The organism is Bacteroidota bacterium (assembly GCA_016706865.1).
Lineage (GTDB): Bacteria > Bacteroidota > Bacteroidia > Chitinophagales > BACL12 > UBA7236.
In genome coordinates this window covers 997873-1021722 of sequence record JADJIS010000003.1, presented here as the reverse complement: position 1 = coordinate 1021722, position 23850 = coordinate 997873, and the positions used below count along the sequence as shown (strand labels likewise).

At 36.7% G+C, this 23850-nt stretch carries 19 protein-coding genes; 10 read left to right on the top strand and 9 right to left on the bottom strand.

What is annotated here, in order from left to right; genetic code table 11:
* Positions 1–34 precede the first annotated feature (34 nt).
* Positions 35–664, top strand: a complete 630-nt coding sequence (locus IPI31_13750) for a CoA pyrophosphatase (protein MBK7568880.1) — start codon at positions 35–37, stop codon at positions 662–664.
* A 428-nt stretch (positions 665–1092) separates the two neighbouring features.
* Here the strand turns inward: IPI31_13750 and IPI31_13745 are convergent, their stop codons facing one another.
* Genes IPI31_13745 through IPI31_13735 form a run of 3 tightly spaced genes read right to left on the bottom strand, consistent with a single transcriptional unit; the run spans position 1093 to position 3303 of the window.
* Positions 1093–1680 carry a hypothetical protein gene (locus IPI31_13745; GenBank protein ID MBK7568879.1) on the bottom strand — a complete coding sequence of 196 codons (588 nt, stop codon included), beginning with the start codon at positions 1678–1680 and terminating at the stop codon, positions 1093–1095.
* 10 nt (positions 1681–1690) lie between these two features.
* Positions 1691–2572, bottom strand: coding sequence for a signal peptidase I (gene lepB / locus IPI31_13740; protein ID MBK7568878.1), 882 nt, complete (start codon positions 2570–2572; stop codon positions 1691–1693).
* The gene (locus tag IPI31_13735) at positions 2545–3303 is read right to left on the bottom strand and encodes a hypothetical protein (GenBank protein ID MBK7568877.1); all 759 of its coding nucleotides are present in this window, start codon (positions 3301–3303) and stop codon (positions 2545–2547) included. Before IPI31_13735 ends, lepB begins: the two co-directional genes overlap by 28 nt.
* Before the next feature lie 589 nt (positions 3304–3892).
* Between IPI31_13735 and miaB the strand changes: the two genes are divergently transcribed.
* From miaB to IPI31_13705, 6 genes are all read left to right on the top strand, one after another.
* Complete coding sequence (gene miaB, locus IPI31_13730; GenBank protein ID MBK7568876.1) at positions 3893–5329, top strand: tRNA (N6-isopentenyl adenosine(37)-C2)-methylthiotransferase MiaB; 1437 nt, start codon at positions 3893–3895, stop codon at positions 5327–5329.
* A gap of 18 nt (positions 5330–5347) precedes the next feature.
* Positions 5348–6589 carry a sigma-54-dependent Fis family transcriptional regulator gene (locus IPI31_13725; protein MBK7568875.1) on the top strand — a complete coding sequence of 414 codons (1242 nt, stop codon included), beginning with the start codon at positions 5348–5350 and terminating at the stop codon, positions 6587–6589.
* 25 nt (positions 6590–6614) lie between these two features.
* Positions 6615–7094 carry an LptE family protein gene (locus IPI31_13720; protein MBK7568874.1) on the top strand — a complete coding sequence of 160 codons (480 nt, stop codon included), beginning with the start codon at positions 6615–6617 and terminating at the stop codon, positions 7092–7094.
* Positions 7094–8380: a hypothetical protein gene (locus IPI31_13715; protein MBK7568873.1), complete on the top strand. Its 1287-nt coding sequence runs from the start codon at positions 7094–7096 to the stop codon at positions 8378–8380. Before IPI31_13720 ends, IPI31_13715 begins: the two co-directional genes overlap by 1 nt.
* A gap of 1 nt (position 8381) precedes the next feature.
* Complete coding sequence (secG, locus tag IPI31_13710) at positions 8382–8756, top strand: preprotein translocase subunit SecG (protein MBK7568872.1); 375 nt, start codon at positions 8382–8384, stop codon at positions 8754–8756.
* A gap of 125 nt (positions 8757–8881) precedes the next feature.
* Positions 8882–11254: a T9SS type A sorting domain-containing protein gene (locus tag IPI31_13705; protein ID MBK7568871.1), complete on the top strand. Its 2373-nt coding sequence runs from the start codon at positions 8882–8884 to the stop codon at positions 11252–11254.
* Between the two features lie 487 nt (positions 11255–11741).
* On the opposite strand, the gene IPI31_13700 is transcribed toward IPI31_13705, so the two are convergent.
* The 6 genes from IPI31_13700 to IPI31_13675 form a co-directional block, all read right to left on the bottom strand.
* On the bottom strand, positions 11742–12296 hold the full coding sequence (locus tag IPI31_13700; protein ID MBK7568870.1) for a DUF4294 domain-containing protein: 555 nt from the start codon (positions 12294–12296) through the stop codon (positions 11742–11744).
* A gap of 32 nt (positions 12297–12328) precedes the next feature.
* Entirely contained in the window at positions 12329–13531 is a 1203-nt protein-coding gene (locus IPI31_13695) for a CapA family protein (GenBank protein MBK7568869.1), read from the bottom strand.
* A complete protein-coding gene (locus IPI31_13690; GenBank protein ID MBK7568868.1) occupies positions 13528–13728 on the bottom strand; it encodes a hypothetical protein in 201 nt (66 codons plus the stop codon). Before IPI31_13690 ends, IPI31_13695 begins: the two co-directional genes overlap by 4 nt.
* A 153-nt stretch (positions 13729–13881) precedes the next feature.
* Positions 13882–15408 (bottom strand): multicopper oxidase family protein, encoded by a 1527-nt coding sequence (locus IPI31_13685; protein ID MBK7568867.1) that lies wholly within the window; start codon positions 15406–15408, stop codon positions 13882–13884.
* A 190-nt stretch (positions 15409–15598) separates the two neighbouring features.
* A complete protein-coding gene (locus tag IPI31_13680; protein ID MBK7568866.1) occupies positions 15599–16528 on the bottom strand; it encodes a hypothetical protein in 930 nt (309 codons plus the stop codon).
* Positions 16529–16593: 65 nt separating this feature from the next.
* The gene (locus IPI31_13675; protein MBK7568865.1) at positions 16594–18858 is read right to left on the bottom strand and encodes an MMPL family transporter; all 2265 of its coding nucleotides are present in this window, start codon (positions 18856–18858) and stop codon (positions 16594–16596) included.
* Positions 18859–19045: 187 nt separating this feature from the next.
* Here IPI31_13675 and IPI31_13670 point away from each other — a divergent pair, with 187 nt between their 5' ends.
* From IPI31_13670 to IPI31_13660, 3 genes are all read left to right on the top strand, one after another.
* Positions 19046–19435: a hypothetical protein gene (locus tag IPI31_13670; protein MBK7568864.1), complete on the top strand. Its 390-nt coding sequence runs from the start codon at positions 19046–19048 to the stop codon at positions 19433–19435.
* A gap of 28 nt (positions 19436–19463) precedes the next feature.
* Complete coding sequence (locus tag IPI31_13665; protein ID MBK7568863.1) at positions 19464–21626, top strand: gliding motility-associated C-terminal domain-containing protein; 2163 nt, start codon at positions 19464–19466, stop codon at positions 21624–21626.
* A gap of 70 nt (positions 21627–21696) precedes the next feature.
* Complete coding sequence (locus IPI31_13660) at positions 21697–23844, top strand: gliding motility-associated C-terminal domain-containing protein (GenBank protein ID MBK7568862.1); 2148 nt, start codon at positions 21697–21699, stop codon at positions 23842–23844.
* The last annotated feature ends 6 nt before the right edge of the window (positions 23845–23850 follow it).

Sequence of the window (23850 nt, the reverse complement as noted above, 5' to 3'; positions counted from 1 at the left end):
ATTTCGGACACTCAAAAGTAATCTTTACGTTAATATGATAGAAACCTTTACCAACAAACTTTGTGAACAGATAAGTTCGGGATTGCCCGGTTTGGATGCACATAAAATTATGGCCCCTATTACGCGTCCAATTATAAATTTTAATGAAAAAGATTATCCATCGGCAAAAAAAGGCGCCGTGTTGATATTATTTTATCCTGTAAAAGAAGAAATATTCATGGTTTTGATAAAACGGCCTTCTTATGATGGTGTGCATGGTGGACAGGTGAGTTTTCCGGGTGGGAAAGTGGAGGAGGGGGATTTTGATACTTCATTTACCGCAATTCGTGAAACGGAAGAAGAGATAGGTGTAAATAGATCACAGATAAAAATATTCGGACAATTAAGTAATATCTACATCCCACCAAGCAATTTTTTTGTTTATCCCTATTTAGGTTCTATTAATGAAAAACCTGATTTTTTTCCTGATAAAAATGAGGTGGAATATATTATTGAAACACCTGTAAATATTTTATTGGATCAAACAATAAAATCAACCATAAAAATAAATAGATCTGATATCAATTTTGATGCACCTTGTTACATCATAAACAATCATCGGGTTTGGGGTGCTACTGCGATAATCTTGAGTGAATTGGAGGTTTTGATGAGAGGTATGAAATAAATTGATAGCAAGGATATTAAAGAGTAAAAAAGAGGAACCCGCCAGTGGGCGGACAGGCGCGGATGACGCGGATCGGGCGGATTAAAATGGATAAAAAAATGTTGATGATAAAGATTAAAAAATGATTAGAAGAATCCTTTAAATTTATCATGAATCAAAAGTCCGTCAAATGACGGACGATACATCTTGTAACAACGGACTTTAGTCCGTGTTGTTTAAGGGGAACGCAGATGATGCGGATTAGACAGATAAAAAATGATAAAAAAATGTTGATGATAAAGATTAAAAAATCATTAGGAGAATCCTTTAAATTTATCGAGAACCAAAAGCCTGTCAATTGACGGACGATACATCTTGTAACAACGGACTTTAGCACGTGTTGTTAAAGAGGGAAACCGCCAGTGGGCAGACTGTCGCGGTTTAACGGATCATTGAAAATTACTCCCATCCACTTCTAAACTCTTCACAACACTTTCTATCAAAACTTTATTTTTCTCCACCCAATTTTTAGGGGCATGCACATAAAATATAACTCTGGTTTTTGGTGTATCGTAGTAGTAGTAATAATCGCCCGATTGATAGCATTTAATTCCGGGATATCCATTTCCAAAAATAAATTTATCGCTTGTTTCACAAGTTGATAGTTCCATTTCTGCCATCACTTCATTTCCTTGCAAATTTTCACCGTAAACTCGAATGTCAACAGTTTTATCACCGGTAGATAAAAAATATCCGTCACCATTGTTACTTTTGTCTGTGGCTGTCCAGGAAACAGGAATTTCCAGTGTAAATCCGTAACGATCGCTGCTTATTTTTTTATTGCCTTTTGCGTCTGATTTATCATAATTGGCTTCCGTTGATTCCTCTTCTATAATTTCATTTAATGTTTTATCTTCTAGTGTTGTTTCAGTTGTAACATTATCCGAATTTCCATTTTCTTCATCAGCTGTATTTTCTTTACAACCAATAAAGGAAATTGCCACACAAAATAAAAAACCGGGAATTAAATTCCGCATAATAAATTATTTAAATAAAATTAAACATCCTTTCCCAACGAATGTCTCTTATACGTTCGCCAAAAGGTTTGGTTTTATCCCAACTGAACCAGATCAATACAGGTTTCCCTACAATATGATCCTCCGGAACATAACCCCAATAACGCGAATCATAAGAGCGATGGCGATTATCTCCCATCATCCAATAATAATTTTGTTTGAAGGTATATTCCGTTATTTGTTTACCATCAATAAATACGCCGCCTTTTTTATCTCTGGTAACATTATTATGTTCATATGCTTCGATAATGCGCTGATAGTTGTAGTAACTATCTTTTGTGATCTTTACAGTTGCTCCTTTTTTAGGAACCCAGATCGGACTAAAATCATCCACAGAATTTTGCATCACATCGGGGTTGTGTGGAAATAATCCTATATATCCATAACGCAATCTGTCGAAATGATTTAAGGTTACACTCACAACTGAAGGATTTTTACTTAATTCCTGACTCTCTGCGATACTCATATTTGCGATAATTACAGGAACATTATCAATAAATACCTCATTTTCGAAATCCATTGGATTTAATCCCATATCAACCAAAATATTCTTAGCATTTTCATAACTTAAATTCCCTTTAAATAAAACATCATACGATTTTTGTTGATGTTCGGCAACCAAAGCCTTTTTGCCATTCACATATAATATTCCGTCGCGCACTGCAATGGAATCACCCGGCAATCCCACACATCGTTTAATATAATTATCGCGTTTATCCACCGGCCTATATGCTAACTGATCTGTACTCTGATATGCAAGCATTGCCCTTTTATAATAAGTTTGATAAGGTTTTAATGTGTTATTGTTGTATTTATCTCTTCTCATCAAAGAGTCGGCATAGGCCATTGCCATTGAGTAATAACTATTTTGTTGGTTGGGAAGATAAACGGTATCTCCCTCCGGAAAATTAAATACCACACTATTATTTCTGTGTATTTTTCTAATCCCGGAAAACGCATGTAAGGCATTTGAATAATATCGCTGTAAGCCTTTGTTTTAATTACCGGCATTGTGTGATGTGCAAATGGAAATGCAAGCGGAGTTATCGGAAATCTTGCACCGTAGTGAAATTTACTTACAAAAAGGAAGTCACCTGCCTTTAATGTACTTTCCATGGAAGTGGTAGGAATTGTAAAAGCCTCAAAAAAGAAGGTTCTTATCAAGGTAGCAGCAACCACGGCAAAAGCAATGGCATCGGCCCATTCTCTTCCCGATGACTTTTTAACAGATTTTTGCGGTCCTATATATTTTACATCATCATCAAATCCCAATTTAAGAAAGTAGATATAAGGGATCATCATAGATGCCACATAAGCCCAGAACTTATCTTTTCCAAAAACTTTCGCGATCTCATTCGCCATAAGCAGCCATACCACTACATTTAACACCGGTATCAGCAACATAATGAACCAGGAAATTCCCTTTCCTGTAATTTTTGTACAGAGATAAAAATTATACACAGGAACCAAAGCTTTCCAGCCCGGAATACCCGCTTTTTCGAATAATTTGTAAAGTCCAACAAGGGTTCCGACAATTGAGAAGATAAAGAATATCCAATATCCTACAGGAATGATACTTTCCATTTATGTTTTTTATTGTAAAGAAAATTCAACTAAGGGCACAAAACTATATGTTTTCGACCAATTGCTTTTTTTTGACGGTGTATATAACTTAATTGGACAGGGGATGCGGGACACGGGACATGGGATTTGATATAGGACATTGGAAAGGGACATAGGATTACGTTTACTTATAATTGAATTTTATTTTCTGAATGATACGTTTAAGTAAGATGAAAAATATTGAATTTTTATTTTAGATAAATTTGGATTCTTACTCATGCAATGGGCCGAATAGAAAATAGTGAATTCACCAATGTGGTATAGTGAAATTTTAAATTTCTTATTCGGGGCCCTGGACTGAATGGAAAATATCTGAAGGTTTATTTCTGAAGTAAATTTCCCAATTTTCTCATTCGGTCTCATTCAGGCCTTGGTCCGAATAGAAAATTAATCAAAGCATCAATCTGTATTAAATTTTTAAATTTTCTTATTCGGACCCGCCCCGAATAGAAATTGACGAAATTTTGGGCTGAGTAAAAACTTTCACATTTCTTATTCGGGGCTGACAAGTTGACAGTATTTTCCGTAATTTTGCATCAAAATAGAAAAGATGTACGATAACAATCCAACGCTACCCGAAATCGGGATAAATAAACCGCTTGAAGAGATCAGGCAGGGAGAGGCTTTGGGGCTCGAGGCGATGGAAAACAGCAAAAGCGGCAAAAAATTTTATATTGAAAGTTACGGTTGTGCAATGAATTTTAGTGATAGTGAGATCGTTGCATCCATATTGTTTACCGAAGGGTATGGTTTAACACGCGATTTTGAGGAAGCTGACCTTATTCTACTTAATACCTGTGCCATTCGCGACAACGCGGAACAAAGAGTGCGCAATCGATTAAAAGAACTTAAATCGGTTAAAAAAAATAAGCCCGATGCACTTATTGGAATGCTGGGATGTATGGCAGAACGATTAAAATCGGAACTTTTAGAGGAGGAAAAATTGGTGGATATCGTTTGCGGACCGGATGCCTACCGTGATCTTCCAAAATTGATAAGTTCTGCAGACGATGGTCAGAAATCGGTAAATGTTTTGCTGAGTCGCGAGGAAACATATAGTGATATCAGTCCTTTGCGTCTGGATTCAACCGGAATAAGCGGATTTATTTCCATTATGCGCGGTTGCGATAACATGTGTTCATTCTGTGTTGTTCCTTTTACAAGGGGAAGAGAAAGAAGCAGGAATGCATTTAGCATTGTAGCAGAGGCAAAAGACCTTTTTACGCATGGATACAGAGAAGTTACGCTTTTAGGGCAAAATGTCGACTCTTATAAATGGGAAAACCCTGAAACGAATGAGATTGTTTCATTTGCGACATTATTGGCCATGGTTGCGGAAGTTGATCCACTTTTAAGGATACGATTTTCCACTTCGCACCCAAAAGATATTACAGATGAGGTTATTTATACCATTGCGAAATATGAAAATATCTGCAATTATATTCATTTACCCGTTCAATCAGGAAATTCACGTGTGCTCGAATTAATGAACCGCACTTACGACAGGGAATGGTATCTGAACAGAATTGCCGCAATAAAAAGAATTATTCCTGATTGTGGACTTTCTACCGATATGATCACCGGATTTTGCAGTGAAACAGAAGAAGAACATCAGGATACCATCAGTTTGATGGAAGAAGTGAAATACGATATGGCCTATATGTTTTTTTATAGTGAGCGTCCGGGTACACTCGCTGCAAGAAAATATAAAGATGATATTCCGGAGGAGATCAAGCGCAGAAGATTAAGCGAGATAATAGATGTTCAGACAAAACATGCATTGGAAAAAAATCTTGCAGATGTTGGTAAAACATTTAAAGTATTACTGGAAAAAACATCAAAAAGATCAAAGGCAGATATGTGCGGAAGAAATGATCAGAATAAAATGGTAGTTTTTCCGTCTACAGATTCAAAACCGGGTGATTATGTTTTTGTGAAAATTACAAGTGCTACATCGGCAACTTTACTCGGACAAATAGTTCAATAGTTTACTTTACAAATTAAGATGGCAGACGAAATTCAATCGATAAAACAACGTTTCGGCATTATAGGAAATACTCCTGAATTAAATTATGCATTAAGTATTGCAGCTCGTGTTGCACCTACAAATTTAACAGTGCTTATTACAGGTGAAAGCGGAGTGGGGAAGGAGATATTTTCGCAGATAATTCACCAATATTCTGCAAGGAAACATGGTCCGTTCATTGCAGTTAACTGTGGAGCAATACCGGAAGGCACAATTGATTCGGAATTATTCGGACATATTAAAGGATCTTTCACAAATGCACTCGACGACCGAAAAGGATATTTTGAAACCGTAAATGGCGGAACTATTTTTTTAGATGAAGTAGGAGAGTTGCCACTTGGCACGCAGGCGCGACTGTTGCGGGTTTTGGAGGCCGGTGAGTTTTTGAGAGTAGGTTCATCTAAAGTACAAAAAACCGACGTGCGTGTAGTTGCTGCAACTAATGTAGATCTACATAGGTTGATTGAAGATGGAAGATTCAGAGAGGATCTTTTTTACAGATTAAATACAGTTCCGATCACGGTACCATCACTGCGGGAAAGAAAAGAAGATATTAATTTATTATTCCGGAAATTCTCCAGCGATTTTGCCGAAAAATATAGAACAACTTCCATTGTTTTAGATGCGGATGCAACGGAAGTATTAAAGAATTATACATGGCCGGGTAATATTCGCGAATTAAAAAATATTGCGGAACAGGTTTCCGTTCTATCAAAAGATAAACAGGTTTCCGCTGCAGAATTGACGCAATTTATTCCAAATATCAGAAGCAGTATTTTACCGGCATTATCATTAAAAAATAATGGCACAGGTGATATAAGTGAAAGAGAAATTTTATACAAGGTTTTATTCGATATGAAAAAAGATCTACATGATCTTAAACAATTTGTGTTAAATATTGCAGATGCAAATCATTTAAAAACCGACGGATCTGTTGGAGCTGATTTTTTTGAGAATAATATTTCCGAAATTAATACCATGCCGCAAATGCAATCGGATGTTATGAGCAAACAACCGTTTATGATAAATCCTACATCTACCACTACTGCACAACATCATGAGGAAGTAGAAGAATCATTATCTCTGATCGACAAAGAAAAAGAACTTATAATTAAAGCACTTACAAAACATAAAAGCAAACGAAAAGATGCCGCACTAGATCTCGGTATTTCTGAAAGAACTTTGTACAGAAAAATAAAAGAATATAAAATTGAGGAATAGGAAATTATTATTACAATTTACAGGTTTGATATTATTTTTCACATTAATATCAGCAACCTGTAATGTTTCGATGAGCGGAACAAATATTCCCGTGGATATTAAAACAATTACAATTAATTATTTCCCCAATCAATCAAATTTTGTTGCACCATCTTTAAGTCAAACTTTTACCGAAGCAGTAAAAGATAAATTTTTACGCGAATCTCCTTTAACTTTAGCCGATAATGGAGGCGATTGGGAATTAAATGGTGCAATTACAAAATATCTGAGCACACCAATAGCACCGACAGGAACAGAAACAACGGCGCTTAACAGATTGACCATCACGATAAAAGTTGATTTTTTAAGCAGAAAGGATGAATTACAAAACTGGAGTCAGACCTTTAGCAGATATGAAGATTACGAAAGTACAAAAACGCTTTCGCAGGTGGAGGGAGATCTTTTACCAAAATTATCTGAACAATTGGCTGACGATATTTATCAAAAATTAACGCAAAACTGGTAATGTATCAGGAAGAGTTCAATAAAATAGTTTCAAACCCCGCCCAGTTACTGGAAATGGATATGGTGGATGTGCGATCTATGTCGGAACGTTATCCCTATTGCCAGATAGCGCATATTTTTTATGCAAAGAAGTTGCACGACATTAATAATCTGCAATTTGAAAATCAGTTAAAAAAGGCTTCCATTGCTGTTTACGACAGAAACGTTTTATACGAATTCATCGAAAAAACCAATCTCCAAAAACCAATTCATGCAGGATTTGAAGAGGAAATAGAAAAACCGGAAGCCACTGTATCAAATTTTGGACAGAAAGATCCTGAAGATAAAGGACCGGTTTTAGAAGAGGTTATAATTCAACCTGTTGAAGAGAATATTGAAACCATAGAACTCGAGGTTATTGAAACTCAATTGCAGGAAGAAATTGCCTCTCTTTCTTCAGATATTTCTGAAAATGAACAAACTACAGAAGAAATAATACCGGTAAATGAAGAAATTCAGCCAGAAATTACTACACCGGAGCCGGAATTATCAGAAACGGAGATTTCTGATCAAGAATCAGAATTGATCATGCAGGAATTTATTCAGAGTATTCCGGAGTTGATAAGTGAAAATCAGGATATTCCTGAAACGAATATTGAAGAAGAGGCCAAATCTGAAGAAATAACCGAAGTTTATGAAGAATCTGCTATCGAGGCTTTGGATCAAGCCACAGAACTAGTGGAAAATCCCGAAAATGATCCATTTAAGATAGACATGGATGCCATGTTAACAATGGAAGATGAAGAAGGAGTGGAGGATGAACTAATTTTCGACCTTCCGCCTTATGATATAGAATTTGAACTGGGACCACTTCCGGAGGAACAAAAGATAAATATTACCATTCAGCGACCTGTTTTTGAGGAGAATGTGGAGGAGGAAGAGGTTTTTGCCGATTCGTTTGTTGGTTGGCTTAACAGATTGGGAGGAGGAACGAAGGTGAATTTGGTTCAGCGAAAGGAAAGTAACAGTCCTATAAAACTTTATAGTAAAAAACAGGCACAGGAGGAGATCACTCCATTTCAAAAACAGCCTGAAAAGGTTGTGGATGAACTGATAGCAGGGGAGTTGGCCAAAAAAAGTATACAGGCTGATGAACATTTAATTACCGAAACTTACGCCCGAATTCTTGTAATGCAGGGCAAATACACGAAGGCTGTGGAGATGTATTCGAAACTAAGTTTGTTAAAACCCCAAAAAAGCGATTACTTTGCAGCCTTAATAGATCAATTAAAAAAACGAATCAAATAAAATGTTATTTACAGTTATTATCATAATCGCAATTATAGCCGCAATTTTATTGGGCTTGATCGTGTTAGTTCAAAACCCGAAAGGTGGTGGTTTATCAGGAACTTTTGGCGGTGCAGCAAATCAGATCTTTGGTTATAAAAGAACAACCGACGATATAGAAAGAATTACCTGGGGACTTGTAGTTATAGTTTTTGCACTTTGTTTGAGTTCAGCTGCATTCAAACCAAACGAATCGGTAGAAGTTCAAAACGGTTTGCGTCCTGAAGCTGTTCCTCCAACAAATTCCATCAACATGCCAACTCAACCGGCAGAAGATGAAGTTGCACCAGTTGTAGGTGACGATCCTGCGGATGGTGGAGTAGTTGATCCACAATAAAAAATTATTGATATTTCTATATAAAGCATCCTATTGGATGCTTTTTTTTTGGGAGAGTGATTTCACTTTTATCGATGAGGTGAAATTTGAAAAAAAATTATAGTTTAGTACTCCCAATTTGAATCATGAAAATCAAAATTCCTCTTTTCCTCAACCTATTATTTTTCTGTAAATCATTAATTTGTCAGGTAGGATTATATCCTGAAATAGAATGGCAAAATGCCATTGGAGGCACCTCAAATGATTGGGGACATAGCTGCTTTGAAATTGACAACGGCTCATTCGCTGTTGGAGGTGGCGCCGGATCTTTAAATGGGGATATTTTTGGCAACCACGGTGTAAATGATATGTTGTTTTTGAAATTAGACAGTACCGGAGCAATAGTGTTACAAAAATGTTATGGCGGAGACAATACAGATGCATCAGTTTCGATGGAACAAACAAGCGACAATGGTTTTATTCTGGGTGGTTATTCCACCTCTTCAGATGGGGATGTGACACATCATTACGGCGAATCTTATGTAGGGGATTTTTGGGTTGTGAAAATCGATACGGCCGGAATTATTGAATGGGAAAACAACCTTGGTGGCACAGGCCATGATGGAGTTGAATCCATTAGTGAAACTACCAATGGAAACTTCATTGTAGCAGGATATTCGGGATCAAGTGATGAGGATGTTACGGGCCATCACGGTATTGATGAGGCAATCGATTATTGGGTGATAATGCTCGATTCTTTAGGCAATTTATTATGGCAACATTCTCTTGGTGGCAGTGAAAGTGATAATGGTTTAGTTGTTCGAGAAACCTTGGACAATGGTTTTATTGTAGGAGGATATGCAGGCTCGGCAGATGGTGATATTACCGGCAATCATGGAGGCAGAGATGCCTGGATAGTGAAATTAGATCAATTTGGAGAAATGTTATGGCAAAAAAGTTATGGTGGAAGTGAATATGATTATACTTATTCCATCGTAGTGGAACCTGATTCAACTTATTTATTATTGGGATTTACGAACTCTACTGATGGCGACGTTTCGGAAAATTTTGGTGGGGATGATTGTTGGTTGATCAAGATCAATAATATCGGAGATATTATTTGGGAAAAATCGTATGGTGGATCGATGGATGATCAGGGTTGGTCGATCTATCCCACTTCTGATCATGGTTATATTATTGGTGGACGATCGGAATCCAGTGATGGTGACGTAAGTAAAAATAATGGAGCTAACGATTATTGGTTATTAAAAGTGGATAGTGTCGGAAATAAAATTTGGGAACGATCCTATGGTGGTACCGAAGGTGATTATTGTTTTGAAATCAGAGAAACCTCTGATCTAGGATATATTGCATCTGGTTGGGCCTACTCAGAGGACGGAGATGTAATGGAAAGTAATGGAAATGCGGAAAGTTGGGTAATAAAATTATCGCCGGAATGTTACCATAATTTATATTTTGCAGATATTGATAACGATGGATTTGGCGATATTTTAAATGATTCGATATCCTGTAATTTACCTGTCGGCTATGTTTTGGATAATACGGATTGTAATGATGCTGATAATTTAATTAATCCGGCAGCAGAAGATATTTGTAATACTTTGGATGATAATTGCAATGGAGAAATTGATGAAGATGCAATTTTTTTAACCTGGTATTTTGATAATGATGGGGATGATTTTGGTAATATTTTAATGGATTCTATTTCCTGTTATACAATCCCGGGTTATGTTACAGATAATTCTGATTGCGATGATATAAATGCACTCATAAATCCTGATGCTGTCGAGTTATGTAATTCGCTTGACGATAATTGTAACGGTATTATTGATGAAGATCTGATTCTTTATACATTGTATGTTGATGCAGATGAAGATGGTTTTGGAGATGCGGATATTTATATTTATTCCTGTTTGGAAATTGTTGTCGGATACGTATCCGATTCCACCGATTGCGACGATAGTAATAATTTAATTTTTCCTGGAGCTATTGAAATATGCGATTACGTTGATAATGATTGTGATGGTATAATTGATGATAATTTAAGTTATATTCATTCGTATGAAGATGCAGACGCAGATGAATTTGGAAATTTGAATATCGATTCTTTATCCTGTGATCTGCCCGATGGCTTCGTAGAAGATAACACAGATTGCGACGATACCAACCCTTTAATTTATCCCGGTGCAGAAGAATTTCTAAATGGACTGGATGATAATTGTAATGGTTCTTCTGACGAAGGGTTGCATCTAAATAATATCCTGCGATCCCAAATCAATATCTACCCAAATCCTGCATCTCAAATTCTTTTTATAGACTACTCCGGAAACGAGAATTTATTTCTTGAGATCATAAATATTTCCGGAGAAATTATCTTTACCGATCAACTAAAACAAATAATTAATACTATTGATATCAGTAAATTTATTGCAGGAGTATATGTAATTAAATTAACCATTGAAAATGAAACTACAGAATCGGTTTTTGTAAAGGAATAAATTCATACCCACCCATTACCAAAATCCGCGTCATCCCTAAATCCCTAAAATCCGCGATCCAAACTACTTCTTTTTATACTTCACTTCATAATCCGCGATAATGTTTTCCAAAGTACAATTGATATCTACAAACCAAAATCCGCGTCATCCCTAAATCCCTAAAAATCCGTGATCCCCTTGCTACTTTTTATACTTCACTTTATTCTGTGATAATGTTTTCCAAAGTTGAATTAATATCTACAAACCAAAATCCGCGTCATCCCTAAATCCCTAAAAATCCGTGATCCCCTTGCTACTTTTTATACTTCACTTTATTCTGTGATAATGTTTTCAAAAGTTGATTTAATATCTACAAACCAAAATCTGCGTCATCCCTAAATCCCTAAAAATCCGTGATCCCCTTGCTACTTTTTATACTTCACTTTATTCTGTGATAATGTAACCAAAATCCGCGTCATCCCTAAATCCCTAAAATCCGCGATCCAAACTACTTCTTTTTATACTTCGCTTCATAATCCGCGATAATGTTTTCCAACGTCGGATTATTCTCCGCATGATACCCTTCCTTCAGATCATATCCATATATTTTCGATGCATTATTCCACCAAAAAGCTGTGGAACCACTTTTTACTTCCTTTAAAATATTATACATGGTTTCATTGCTGTTTCTCTCAATAATATCAATTAAAACTTCTCCCTGCGATCGGGAAAGATTTTTTAATTTATCTTCAAAATTATCGCGCAATTTATCTTCCAATTCTTTTTTATATTTTTTTTCATCTCTCTTTTTGTCGAATGAAAGATCATTTAATTCCTTTAATAAGGACACTGCAGTATCGGCATATGGATAAACTTTTTTTACGATAGCTTCGTAACGGGAATAATTATAATTGTGCACAGGTCGCGCAGTGATGCTGAAAGTATCCAACTCTACAAAAAAAATGGTGTCGTTGGTTTCGTCGCCCTTAAACACATTACCAATTTGGGAAAAACCAATTTGAGCAGAGAAAAACAGTATGATCGAAAAAAGAAGAATCTTCATAACATATAGATTACAAATCCTGTGCTAAACAATTATTGTGTTACCGGTTTTGCTTTATCCGTGTACTTTTCCATGGTGCCGGTAGTGTTTTTATAGGCATTTTTAATATCCTGACCATAATTGGTATTAATAAATTCCGGGAACGCAGATTCTGCACCGGGCATTACAGGAAAAACCATATGCAATATTTTGGCTTCGTTCTTGCCTTTGTAAACCCATGTTGGAACGTAATCCACCTTTTCTATTTTGATCTTGTTCGATCTGGTATTTTTTTCAAGATGTATGTTCACGATCACACCTTCGTTCGTATATTGATCCTGTTGGTTGGAGATGAAATTACCCATGGAGTAGATCACAAATCCGGTATCCAAAGTTGCATTTTGTGTGACAAAAAAATCGAGTGGTTGAAGAACATGTACATGACTTCCAAGAATAATATCCGCACCACATTCAATGGCATATTTTACAAGATCTTTTTGATAAGCGTTGGGCATTCTTTCATATTCATTTCCGAAATGATAAAATACCAAAACTAAATCTGCTCCTGCGATCCGACTTGCTTTTATATCTTTTTGAATCAAAGCAGAATCACAAAAATTAACTAACCAGGGTTTTCCTTCTGTTAGCATTAATCCATTTGTTGAATAGGTAAAAGATAATATCGCAATTTTAATTCCCTCCACATCTGCAATACGAATGGAATCTCTGTCCTTTTGTGAAGTATAGGTTCCTGTATGATCAAATCCTTCTTCCTCTAATTTTTTAATTGTTCTTAAAATTCCTTTTTCACCGGTATCGTTTGCATGATTGTTAGCAGTGACAAGAAAATCGAATCCCACTTTTTTTAGTGAAGTGATATAATCATCAGGACTATTAAAATATGGATAACCGGAATATGGAATATTATTACCTGCAAATGTTGTTTCGAGATTACCAAGTAGCAGATCCGGTTTTGTTAACCAGGGTTGAACATATTCAAAACAAGGAACAAAATTAAAACTGTCTTCAGATACTTTTGCATATTTATATTGTGTACTGTGACACATAAGATCTCCCACTGAGGAAATGGTAATATTAATTAATGTATCTTCTTTAATAGTATCAGCGGGAATTGTAACAACGGATACATTGTTCACCGAACATTTTGATTGCAGATTAATACCTGTAACCAGAAGTATTAAAATAAAATTAAACAAGGATTTAATACCGCGAAAACATCCCAAAAAATAACTCAATCTTTTCTTTTTTTAGAGGAAACAAAAAAGGATATAACCGCACCTAAAACAATAACAGCAAAAACGATGATCACAATATAAAACTGTGTCATTGTTCCTTCACCTGAACTTTGTGACTTTAATGTTAGGCTGAAAAAGTAGACCAGACAGATGGTGAGCAGGCTTTTTAGCGGACGAAAAGCAGGTTTTAGCAGCATAAAAAAGGTTTTTCAGTTTCTAAGGTAACAAATTTCATGTAAAACGAAATTATGTTGTGTTGATATTGTGAACATATGTAAGTTCCTTGTAAAAATTCTGGCCATAAAAAAAGCCCTCCGAAGAGGGCTTTACTATTTGATAGATCTTAAAATTTAAACAATATCAAAGGCCTGGATCATTCCTGAATCTGCAGCTTCTAAATTAGTTGCACAGAAATAATAACGACCCGGAGCTCCTGTAAATGGTATTACTATTCTAACGGTTTCTGTAGGTAGTGCAAGAATGGTGTCTTTCCAACCTTTTTCCCATACTCTTACGTTTCCGCGACCACCAATTCTTTCTATTATTTGGAATTGAACACCATAAACATGCATGGCAACCGGTTCATCACCGTTATTTACAAATTCCCAAAGTTCGGTAGCACCAGAATTAACACTAAAGGAAGAAACGCCGGTTGCATAAGGTTCTCCTTCAATTTCGTGCATATCACCAGAATCGGCATGTGATGCAGCATAATCCTGTGTTAATTGTGGATTCGAAACATTAAAGTTTCTGGTAACAGCTGCATCTCCTTCAGTTAAGGTAACAATTGATGACAATGCACCCGGAATTGTATAAGTTTCGTCGTATGCGGTATTTATATTAAAACGCATTAGAGTAAAACCTGAAGCACCTTGGAAACCTCCGGCATTACTGAATTGACGGCTAACCAATTCAACAAATCCACCAACAGGTACGGCAGTGAAATCTACTATCACATCAACGCGTTCGCCCGGAGCCAGATAAATGGAACCGGTTGGAGATCCTACACTTTCTAATAAACCTCCATCACCGCCAATGATATAAAAATTCATATCAGCAACATCTTCTGAATCCAATCCTAAATTATAAATACGAGCATTACTAGCATTACAAATTCTCAAACGGTAATATCTTTGAGAAAGATCATCCTTTAATGCACCTGTAACGCCATTGATCATAATGGTTTCACCAAAATAACCCACCATTTCTTCTGCAGTACTAGTACCATAGAACATACTCGCATCCTCATTAAATCGTTTGTCCTGTAAAACAAGGAACATCGATCTGTCGCCAGATGGTAAATTAATTCCATCTTCTTCATCATCTTCCACCACAAACAAACCACCAAGACCAATATTTACTTGTTTACCTGCTGATTTACCATATTGAGGATGGTACCAATACAAACCTGCGCGATTGTTTACAGTAAAATTGTAATTTCTGGAGCCTCCGTTGGTAATTCCATCATCAACACCATCATCCTCGCCTGCATTCAACATTAAACCATGAAAATGGACGTTGGTAGTTTCATTTATATGATTTGCAACATCAATATTTACAGATTCACCTTTTCTAATTTTGAGCGTTGGACCCCAAATACCATTAGAATATCCAAAGCAAAAGGTCGGATTAACAGTTCCGATCAATACTTCAGAATTTTTAACGGCATCAAGTGATGCTCCTATTGCGCTAGTTGGGTTTAAAGCAGCTATGGGATTAACAAAGGGTGGTTCAGGAACTGTAAGTCCCCCCACATTTCCAAAAGTAACATTAGGATCTAGTTCACCCGGATCGCAACTTGCCAAAAATGCTGAGGGAGTGATGGCCACAGCTGTGGTGCCTAAAAGTGCGTTTCTTAAAAATGATCTTCTTTTCATTGTTGAATAGGTTTAATTTTTTAAACGTTAGTTAATCGTGTGCACAGTAGTTCCCACACGGGGAAACTCCGAAAACAATAAATAAATTCAAATAATTAGGCAATTTGGTCAGCTGGTTCACTAAAACGGGGCTAAGATAATAGTTTTATCGAAAGTTAAAAGTTTTAACATGTGGAAATTCATTTTTTTTTTAATCCTTCCACTCCCAACTTGGTAATAACCCTCGTAATCCCATATCTACCACTGCTTCATTATTGGCAGGTACGCTTGCATCAAGATCCCATTTTCCATTGGCGTTTGGATCTATCCATTCAAAACTGTTATTTATCGAAAATGATAAATAAATAAATAATTCAGAAGTTTCAGATCCGTCAATAATTAGAGGCTCGGCAAATGCACCCGTTATAACACAAGAGCCTTCCGGAACCGGAGAAGTTGCATCGAGTGGATTTACAACTGTGGTAGCCCCTTCAGGTGCCTGGCCGGTATAAATTGCGTTGTAAGGTTCAAGATCATCAGTAAAAAGACTTTCAAATGCCCAGAAACCCTGCAATTTGTTTGCATTTATAGTTGTAGTAAGATTTTTAACGGTAAGATCGCTAATATAGGTATTGAACCCCAAAAATGATGCGGCAGTGCCCGTTTGACCAGTAAGGTCACCAAAGAATGGAACATCATTAATATTATACTGAATGTCGTAATTCTGATATGCAACAGAAACCCTTACATATTTATAAGTTCCCGGAGCTAATCTTTCCAAATTAATTTTTACAAAATCGGCTCCGGCTGCACTCTTTTGAGATTCATCAAAATCAATGGCCTCATCACCACCTTCTGAAGTTTGAGGAGCAGTGTATAAAACAGCGCCATCTTTAAATGGAACAAACTCGTTTTCACTCAATTCTATATAGTGAACACTCATTAAATTCATGAGCGGTGTTTGAGCTGCATTTCCCGCAGGTATCACTGATGGGTTTCCTAAATTATCCAATCTTATCTGATCCTCATCAAATTCCAAAACAAAATGAATATCATTAAAATTTTTTACTTCCTTGTTGCAGGAGAAAAGTAGTATTGTTATTCCAATAAGGAAATAGGAGAATAGTTCTTTTTTAAGCATATATAATAACAAAGTTAATCATTCGAAATATATTTTATTGCTGAAATTATTTTTCAAGAGGATGTTTATTTTATCCACTTCCTGAGCATATATGGCAATAAATAAACATCCGGCCATACTGCAGAAAACAAAGTAATGCCTGTTAATAATCCGATATTAAAAGTTGCTGCAGTGGGGGAGATAAGCAATATCATAAAACCAAAAAATAAGATCACCGACATGCTGAAAACTGCTTTTCCGGTTTCCTGAAATGTATTTCTAATTGCCTGCTCGGTTGAAAATCCTTTTTGTTTTTCAATTTTGAATTTGGAGAGAAAATGTATGGTATCGTCCACAGCAATTCCATACGATATTCCAAAAATTATGGAAGTGGGAGCGTCTAATTCAATTTTCAGTAATCCCATTATTCCTGCACACACAACCAGCGGGATAACATTCGGAATTATGGAAATGATCACCATTTTCCAATTGCGGAACATAAATGCCATTACTATACCTATACAAAGAAATGCAAGTAATACTCCGCTGATAATATTGTTGCGTAAATACTCTGTGTTCTTATCGAAAATTATTCCCGTTCCGGTAATATTAAAATCAACAATTTCAGGGTTTGTATTTTGTGTTATAAATTCGTTTATCTTTTTTTGCACAACCCGAATGCTATCTGTTCCCGCATCACTTAAAAAACCACTTATTCTTCCATACTTTTTATCCTCGGAAATTAAAATATTTAGTTCGCTTAATTTCACTCTTTTTAAATCTCTGTCGTAAATCGAAAACATATTTTCATCTTCAGGTAATTTATATTCGGCAGGGTTGTCACCATTATATGCGCGATTCAAACTTTTGTACACCATGGTTATACTTTGCAAACCATTTATTATTTCCTGTTGTTTTACAAAGGCTTCCACTTTTTCAATTTCACGCAAAACCACAGGATCGGAAATTACATAATTATTTTGTGCAACCGCAGCAATTTCGAAAGGTCGAAATCCATTAAAATTTTCTTCAAAAAAATGAAAATCCTCCGTAATTTTTGCATTTTTTGGCATGCCTGCCTCGAGGTGAATATCCGTTGTGATCTGGGTCATTCCATAAGTAAATATCAATAAAATAACAGCACTTATGGTAAGCATTTTACGCGTGTGATTCTTACCTGAATTATAAATAATTTCAACAATTCCACCCCATTTATTTTCGCCGGCATATCCAAATTTATCTAACTGTTTTAAGGTGAATAATTTTAATAGAGGACTTATTAAAAATAATACAACTATATACACCAAAAGCACTCCCAGCGCCGATAATACACCAAAAAAACGAATAGGAGGTACGTTGGAAGTTAACATTGTTAAAAACCCGATTGCAGAGGTTACAGCGGTTAATAGTGTTGCAAACCCGATATCCGATAAGGTTTTAAATAATGCGATCTCGCGTTTATTATTTTTGCGTAATTCTATTATGTATTTACCCAAAAAATGAATGGCATCCGAAATTCCAATTATAATTATTACAATAGGAAATAAGGTGCTCATTACATTTTGTTCTATCTGCGAAAATCCAAGTATTCCTGTAAATATTATGAGTGAAATTGCTACTGTTGTCATGGAAATTAAAACAGCCCATATCTTTCGAAATAATAAATAAGTAACAACAGCAACAAGTAATACACTTAGCATGGAATAAAGAAAAAATTCTTTGCGTTGAAGTTTTACTAATTCCACCTGAAAGTTTGATTTTCCTAATAAATGATAATCTGAAATTCCGGATTCCTGTAGGCTTTGTTTAACATCATCAATAAATAAAACAGATTCTTGTTGACTCAAGGTGTCATCCGTTTTTATAAAAATAACTGTAGTGGTAAAATTATCTGAAATTAGTTTCCCCGAAATTCTTTCATCAAGTTTTATTCGTCCGCTATCAACTGCATATTTTTCGGGCTCATAAATATGTAATGCGGGATAATCGATGAACCCAAATGGTGATTTAATAAAATATCTAAAATTAGCAATAGAATAAACTCTTTCTGCGTAATCAGATCTTTGAATTTTATTTGTTGCGGAATCAACTGAAGTTAAAAATTTAGTGTTTAAAATCCCTTCCTTTGGTTTTAATCCAACCAGTAAAAAATTATCATCGTGTTCAAACTGATCTCTGAAGGTGTAATAAAAATCAAGATCGGGATCTCCCTTTGGAAAAAAATCCTCATAATCGTACGAAAATTTTAACTGTAAGGTGAAATAAACCGAAAGGGGTAGGAATATCACCAAAAATACCAAGACGTATTTTGGGTTAAGACCGGCTACAAATTTCCAAATATTGAATTTCAATGGGAGATCGGAATTTAGACACAAAATTGAACAAAAAAACGCTGCAAAAAAACCTAAATTGTATCAGTGGAATGTAAAAATTTGCCTTTTGTTCATAACTGACCCTCAAAAATTTGCATCTAAATAAATGTTACCATACCTTTATAAGGCATTTTACATTTCTGTTAACTTTAAACGAAACATGCTTATGAAGCAAATTGTACAAAAGCTTACACTGTCCCTCCTCCTTGTTTTCGCTACTGCTACGCTGGTTACAGCTCAAACACCCGAAAAAGGAAAGGCCACGATCAATTCAAATCTTATTGTTTTACTCGATGTTTCAACCCCTTTGGTTGCTGATTATGTATTTGATATCAGTCCGATATCGTTCAAAGATCAAGCTGCTACGGAACGATTTTTCCGTATAATTCACGATAATATCGTTTCGTACACCCTGGATTATGAAAATAAAACTGCCACTGTGCATATTGCACTTGAGCTGATGGAACCACGTGGTTGGGACGTAAATAAGTATAACGATTATTTCGTAAAACTTAGTGAGAGATACCGTTCAACACTTACCATGGTTAACGAGTAATTAAATTAATAATTAAACTACTATTGAAATGCATAGAATTTGTTACACATTAACAATATTGATGGTATTATGCTTGCTGAACACAAATAATATGTCGGCACAGATCGTTGGAGCCGATTGTTTTTTAAAGGGTGAATTTGTTGAAGTAGGAATAAATACCTGCGGTGCTTATGGATCACCGTCATCGCCTCCTTTAGGATATCACCCTACAGAGGGTGGACTCGGATTTGTTGCTGACTGGGAATCTGATGGTTGGGATGCGGGTTCTCCCGATTATTGCGGAGATTATTTTGTTCCCGGCTCTCCTGTAGAAGGTTGGCAGGTGCAAATTGGTCCTGATGTTTGGACAAACACTGATCAGGGTTGCGGTGGTGCTGCAATTCCGGGCGATGTTACTGACTACACCTTTGCTGCCGGAATTTATACCGGAACCTGGGTAGGAAATATAGTTACCGGATCTACAGATCTTGAAATAACTCAGATCACTACTTTACCTGAAGATAAATTATATTTTGTTACAAGGATTTTATTGTGCAATAATGGTGATGAAGCTTTGAACGATGTTTATTATAAAAGAAATGTCGACCCCGATAATGATCAGCCCTGGAGCGGCGATTTTACAACTGATAATATCATAGTTTATCAACCACCTATTGATGATCAAGCACTGGTAACCTCTGAAGGTTTAACCTTTGGTTGCTTTTTAGGAATTGGCGCACGGGATGAAAATTCACGTGTTTCCTACGGTAATTTTGGAACCGCTGATGGAACTCCTCAGGATGTTTATGAAGCTACTGCCGGTTATGTAGGAGCAGGTTCTTCTGTTGGAGATATAGCTAACTCCATTGCTTTTTATATTGAAACCATTAACCCTGGCGAATGTAAATGTGTTGCATTTGCGTATATTCTAAATGTTGATGACCTTGAAGAAGCTTTGGAAGCAACTGTAACCTATAATCTTGAAGTGGATGATGTTACGGTTTCTTCCGGTGATACATCATACATTTGTAATCCTGGAGATGAAGTTAATTTATCAGTTCTTGGTGCCGACGATTATGCTTGGACCTGGACACCTTCTGAAGGCTTGGACACTGACACAGGAATAAATGTAACTGCTACTGTTGATGAAACTACAACCTTTACAGCCGTTGGAGTTGGAGGTTTTTGCGGAGATGCAACTATATCAGTTACCATTTTTGTGGATGAGTCAGAATTTGCTTTTGCAGGAAACGATACCGCTGTTTGTTTGGGCGATGTTGCTTTGCTGAATGGGGATGGAGGTCCCGCCGAAAATTTATATGATTGGGCTCCTGCCACTGGTTTAGATTGTGCAGATTGTGAAGATCCGGTGTATTTACCTACCGTGCCTGGAGAATATACTTTGACCCTTACAACTATTGATGATTTTAATTGTCCTGCAACAGATGAGGTTGTAATTACTGTTCACGCACTTCCTGTGGTAGATGCGGGAGATGATGTGAATTTATGTCCGGAAGGATTAATACAATTGGAAGCAACAGGTGCTGTAGAATATACATGGGACCCTTCAACAGGACTCAGTTGTGATGATTGCCCTAATCCTGATTGCACTGTTAATGAAAACACAACTTATACCGTAACTGGAGTTGATGCAAATGGTTGTATAAATACTGATGAGATCGATGTATCTGTATTTTCAACGTTGGATATCATTGTTACAGCAACCCCTAACGACACTATTGATGGTTTTGAAGGTGAAAGTACACAATTAAATGTTACTGGTGCCGAGGAATATGAATGGGAACCGTCCACAGGTTTAAGTGATACACATATTTCGAATCCAATAGCTCAGCCAGAATTTACAACTACTTATTACGTTACAGGAACTGATGAAAATGGATGTATTGATGTGGACACGATCATTATTTATGTGGTTGGGGAAATTGCACTTCCAACAGCATTTTCACCAAATGAGGATGGAATTAATGATGTATGGGCACCAATTTATTCAGGTAGTGGAGTAATTGAAGTTTACAGTATTTATAATCGTTGGGGTCAGGAGGTTTATACAGGTAATGGATCAACACCGGGCTGGGACGGAACGTGGAATGGGAAAGAACAGGAGATGGGAACTTATACTGTTTTGATTCGCGGCGTTTCATCAGCAAATGTTCCGCGGGTTATAACAGGGAATTTTACATTAGTAAGATAAATAATATTAGGATTTGAATGCTATATGAGACTAAGAAGATTGGAAGTATTCAAAACTAAAAATGAAAGTAATGATTAAAAAAAGTTTATTACAGGTAGCAATTATTCTATTAATAGGGATAAACAGTGGGTACGGACAAATTATTGGTTCGAACTGTTTTCTCAAGGGTAATTATGTGGAAGTAGGGGTAAACCAGTGCGGTGCTTATGGTTCGAACGAATCTCCTCCGGGGGATTATCATGAAACCACCCCTTTTACCGGACTTGGTTTTGTTGCCGATCCGGGTGAAGACGGATGGGATGTGGGTGATCCGGTATTTTGCGGTGACTACTTTGTGCCTGGTTCCCCGGTTGAGGGTTGGCAGGTTCAAATTGGTGCAACAACCTATACCAATACCGATCAAAGTTGCGGGGGTGCTGAAATTCCCGGAAGTATAACTGATTATTATTATGCAGCCAGCGAATATGTAAGTGTATGGGAAGGTGATATTGCAGGTATTAATCTACATATCACTCAAAAAACAATAGTTCCGGAAAATGAAGTATATTTTCTTACGGAAGTTACCTTTTGTAATGACGGAGCAACTGATGTAAATAATTTATACTACAAACGCAATGTTGACCCTGATCAGGATGTAGCCCTTGCAGGTGATTATTGGACAGATAATGTTATTGAAGTAAATCCACCCGACACTTGCACAGCGCTGGTTACAGCAACAGGCACAACAATAGGTTGTTTTCTTGGGATGGGTGCATTGGATACTATGGCCAGAGCATCTTTTGGACTCTTCGGAACCGATGAGGGAACTGCTGAAAATGCCTGGAATGGCACGGGCGGGTATTCAAACGGTGAAGGAGAAACAGTTACTTGCGATTGTGCTACACAGATCACCTTTAAAGTTCCGGTAATTCCTGCGGGCGAATGTCGCACAGTTACCTTTGCTTATATTCTTAATATTGATGACCTTACCAATGCTCTTGAAGCAACATTACCTGTTGACGTTTTAGTGGATGGCGAACCGGCTCCGGCTGATGATACATTATATATTTGTAATTACGAGGAAATAGAAATAGAAATTTCGGGTGGAGAAAGTTATGAGTGGACATGGACTTATGAAGGTGGAACAGGCGATATTACAACTTCTGAAATTTCACACTTTACACCAGATGGTAACGGTTCAATTTCTATGGAAGGATTAGGAGGATTTTGTGGGGTATTGTCCAGAAAATTGATCATAATTTATGAAGGAGATATTACAGCTGATGCGGGTGAAGATCTTGAAGTTTGTATTGGTAGTTCTGTTGAATTAGATGGCTCCGGTGGAGAAACATATATGTGGTCTCCAATTACGGGTTTATCTGATCCTGTAGATCCGAATGCCGATGCATCTCCAACAACCACAACTACTTATACATTAACTGCATTTACGCAACATGGTTGCTCTGATACGGACGAAATGGTAGTTACAGTTAATCCTTTGCCGAACATAGATGCTGGTGCAGATACCGAACTTTGTCCTGAAGGTTCTGTTCAATTACAAGCAGAAGGTGGAATTGAATATACCTGGGAACCTTCTACAGGCTTAAGCTGCGACGATTGTCCAGATCCAATTTGTACAGTTGATGATAATACAACTTATACTGTTACAGGTGTGGATGCAAATGGATGTATAAATACTGATGAGGTTGATGTATCTGTATTTTCATCGTTGGTTATCACTGCTACAGCAAGCCCTAACGATACAATTGATGGTTTTGAAGGTGAAAGTACACAATTAAATGTTACCGGTGCCGTGGAATATGAATGGGAACCGTCCACAGGTTTAAGTGATACGCATATTGCGAATCCAATAGCTCAGCCAGAATTTACAACTACTTATTATGTTACCGGAACTGATGAAAATGGATGTATTGGTGTGGACTCAATCACTATTTATGTGGTTGGCGAAATTGCACTTCCAACAGCATTTTCACCAAATGAAGATGGAATTAATGATGTATGGGCACCAATTTATTCAGGTAGTGGAGAAATTGAAGTTTACAGTATTTATAATCGTTGGGGTCAGGAGGTTTATACAGGTAATGGATCAACACCGGGCTGGGACGGAACGTGGAATGGGAAAGAACAGGAGATGGGAACTTATACAGTTTTGATTCGCGGCGTTTCATCCACAAATGTTCCACGTGTTATAACAGGGAATTTTATCTTGGTGAGATAAGTATTG

Excerpts from the sequence above, each read along its gene's own strand:
- IPI31_13700 (MBK7568870.1), bottom strand. The coding sequence starts at position 12,296 with ATGAAGATTCTTCTTTTTTCGATCATACTGTTTTTCTCTGCTCAAATT.
- IPI31_13750 (MBK7568880.1), top strand. The coding sequence starts at position 35 with ATGATAGAAACCTTTACCAACAAACTTTGTGAACAGATAAGTTCGGGA.
- IPI31_13725 (MBK7568875.1), top strand. The coding sequence starts at position 5,348 with ATGGCAGACGAAATTCAATCGATAAAACAACGTTTCGGCATTATAGGA.
- IPI31_13735 (MBK7568877.1), bottom strand. The coding sequence starts at position 3,303 with ATGGAAAGTATCATTCCTGTAGGATATTGGATATTCTTTATCTTCTCA.
- secG (MBK7568872.1), top strand. The coding sequence starts at position 8,382 with ATGTTATTTACAGTTATTATCATAATCGCAATTATAGCCGCAATTTTA.
- miaB (MBK7568876.1), top strand. The coding sequence starts at position 3,893 with ATGTACGATAACAATCCAACGCTACCCGAAATCGGGATAAATAAACCG.
- IPI31_13680 (MBK7568866.1), bottom strand. The coding sequence starts at position 16,528 with ATGCTTAAAAAAGAACTATTCTCCTATTTCCTTATTGGAATAACAATA.
- IPI31_13715 (MBK7568873.1), top strand. The coding sequence starts at position 7,094 with ATGTATCAGGAAGAGTTCAATAAAATAGTTTCAAACCCCGCCCAGTTA.
- IPI31_13670 (MBK7568864.1), top strand. The coding sequence starts at position 19,046 with ATGAAGCAAATTGTACAAAAGCTTACACTGTCCCTCCTCCTTGTTTTC.
- IPI31_13685 (MBK7568867.1), bottom strand. The coding sequence starts at position 15,408 with ATGAAAAGAAGATCATTTTTAAGAAACGCACTTTTAGGCACCACAGCT.
- IPI31_13745 (MBK7568879.1), bottom strand. The coding sequence starts at position 1,680 with ATGCGGAATTTAATTCCCGGTTTTTTATTTTGTGTGGCAATTTCCTTT.
- IPI31_13705 (MBK7568871.1), top strand. The coding sequence starts at position 8,882 with ATGAAAATCAAAATTCCTCTTTTCCTCAACCTATTATTTTTCTGTAAA.
- lepB (MBK7568878.1), bottom strand. The coding sequence starts at position 2,572 with ATGGCAATGGCCTATGCCGACTCTTTGATGAGAAGAGATAAATACAAC.
- IPI31_13665 (MBK7568863.1), top strand. The coding sequence starts at position 19,464 with ATGCATAGAATTTGTTACACATTAACAATATTGATGGTATTATGCTTG.
- IPI31_13660 (MBK7568862.1), top strand. The coding sequence starts at position 21,697 with ATGATTAAAAAAAGTTTATTACAGGTAGCAATTATTCTATTAATAGGG.
- IPI31_13690 (MBK7568868.1), bottom strand. The coding sequence starts at position 13,728 with ATGCTGCTAAAACCTGCTTTTCGTCCGCTAAAAAGCCTGCTCACCATC.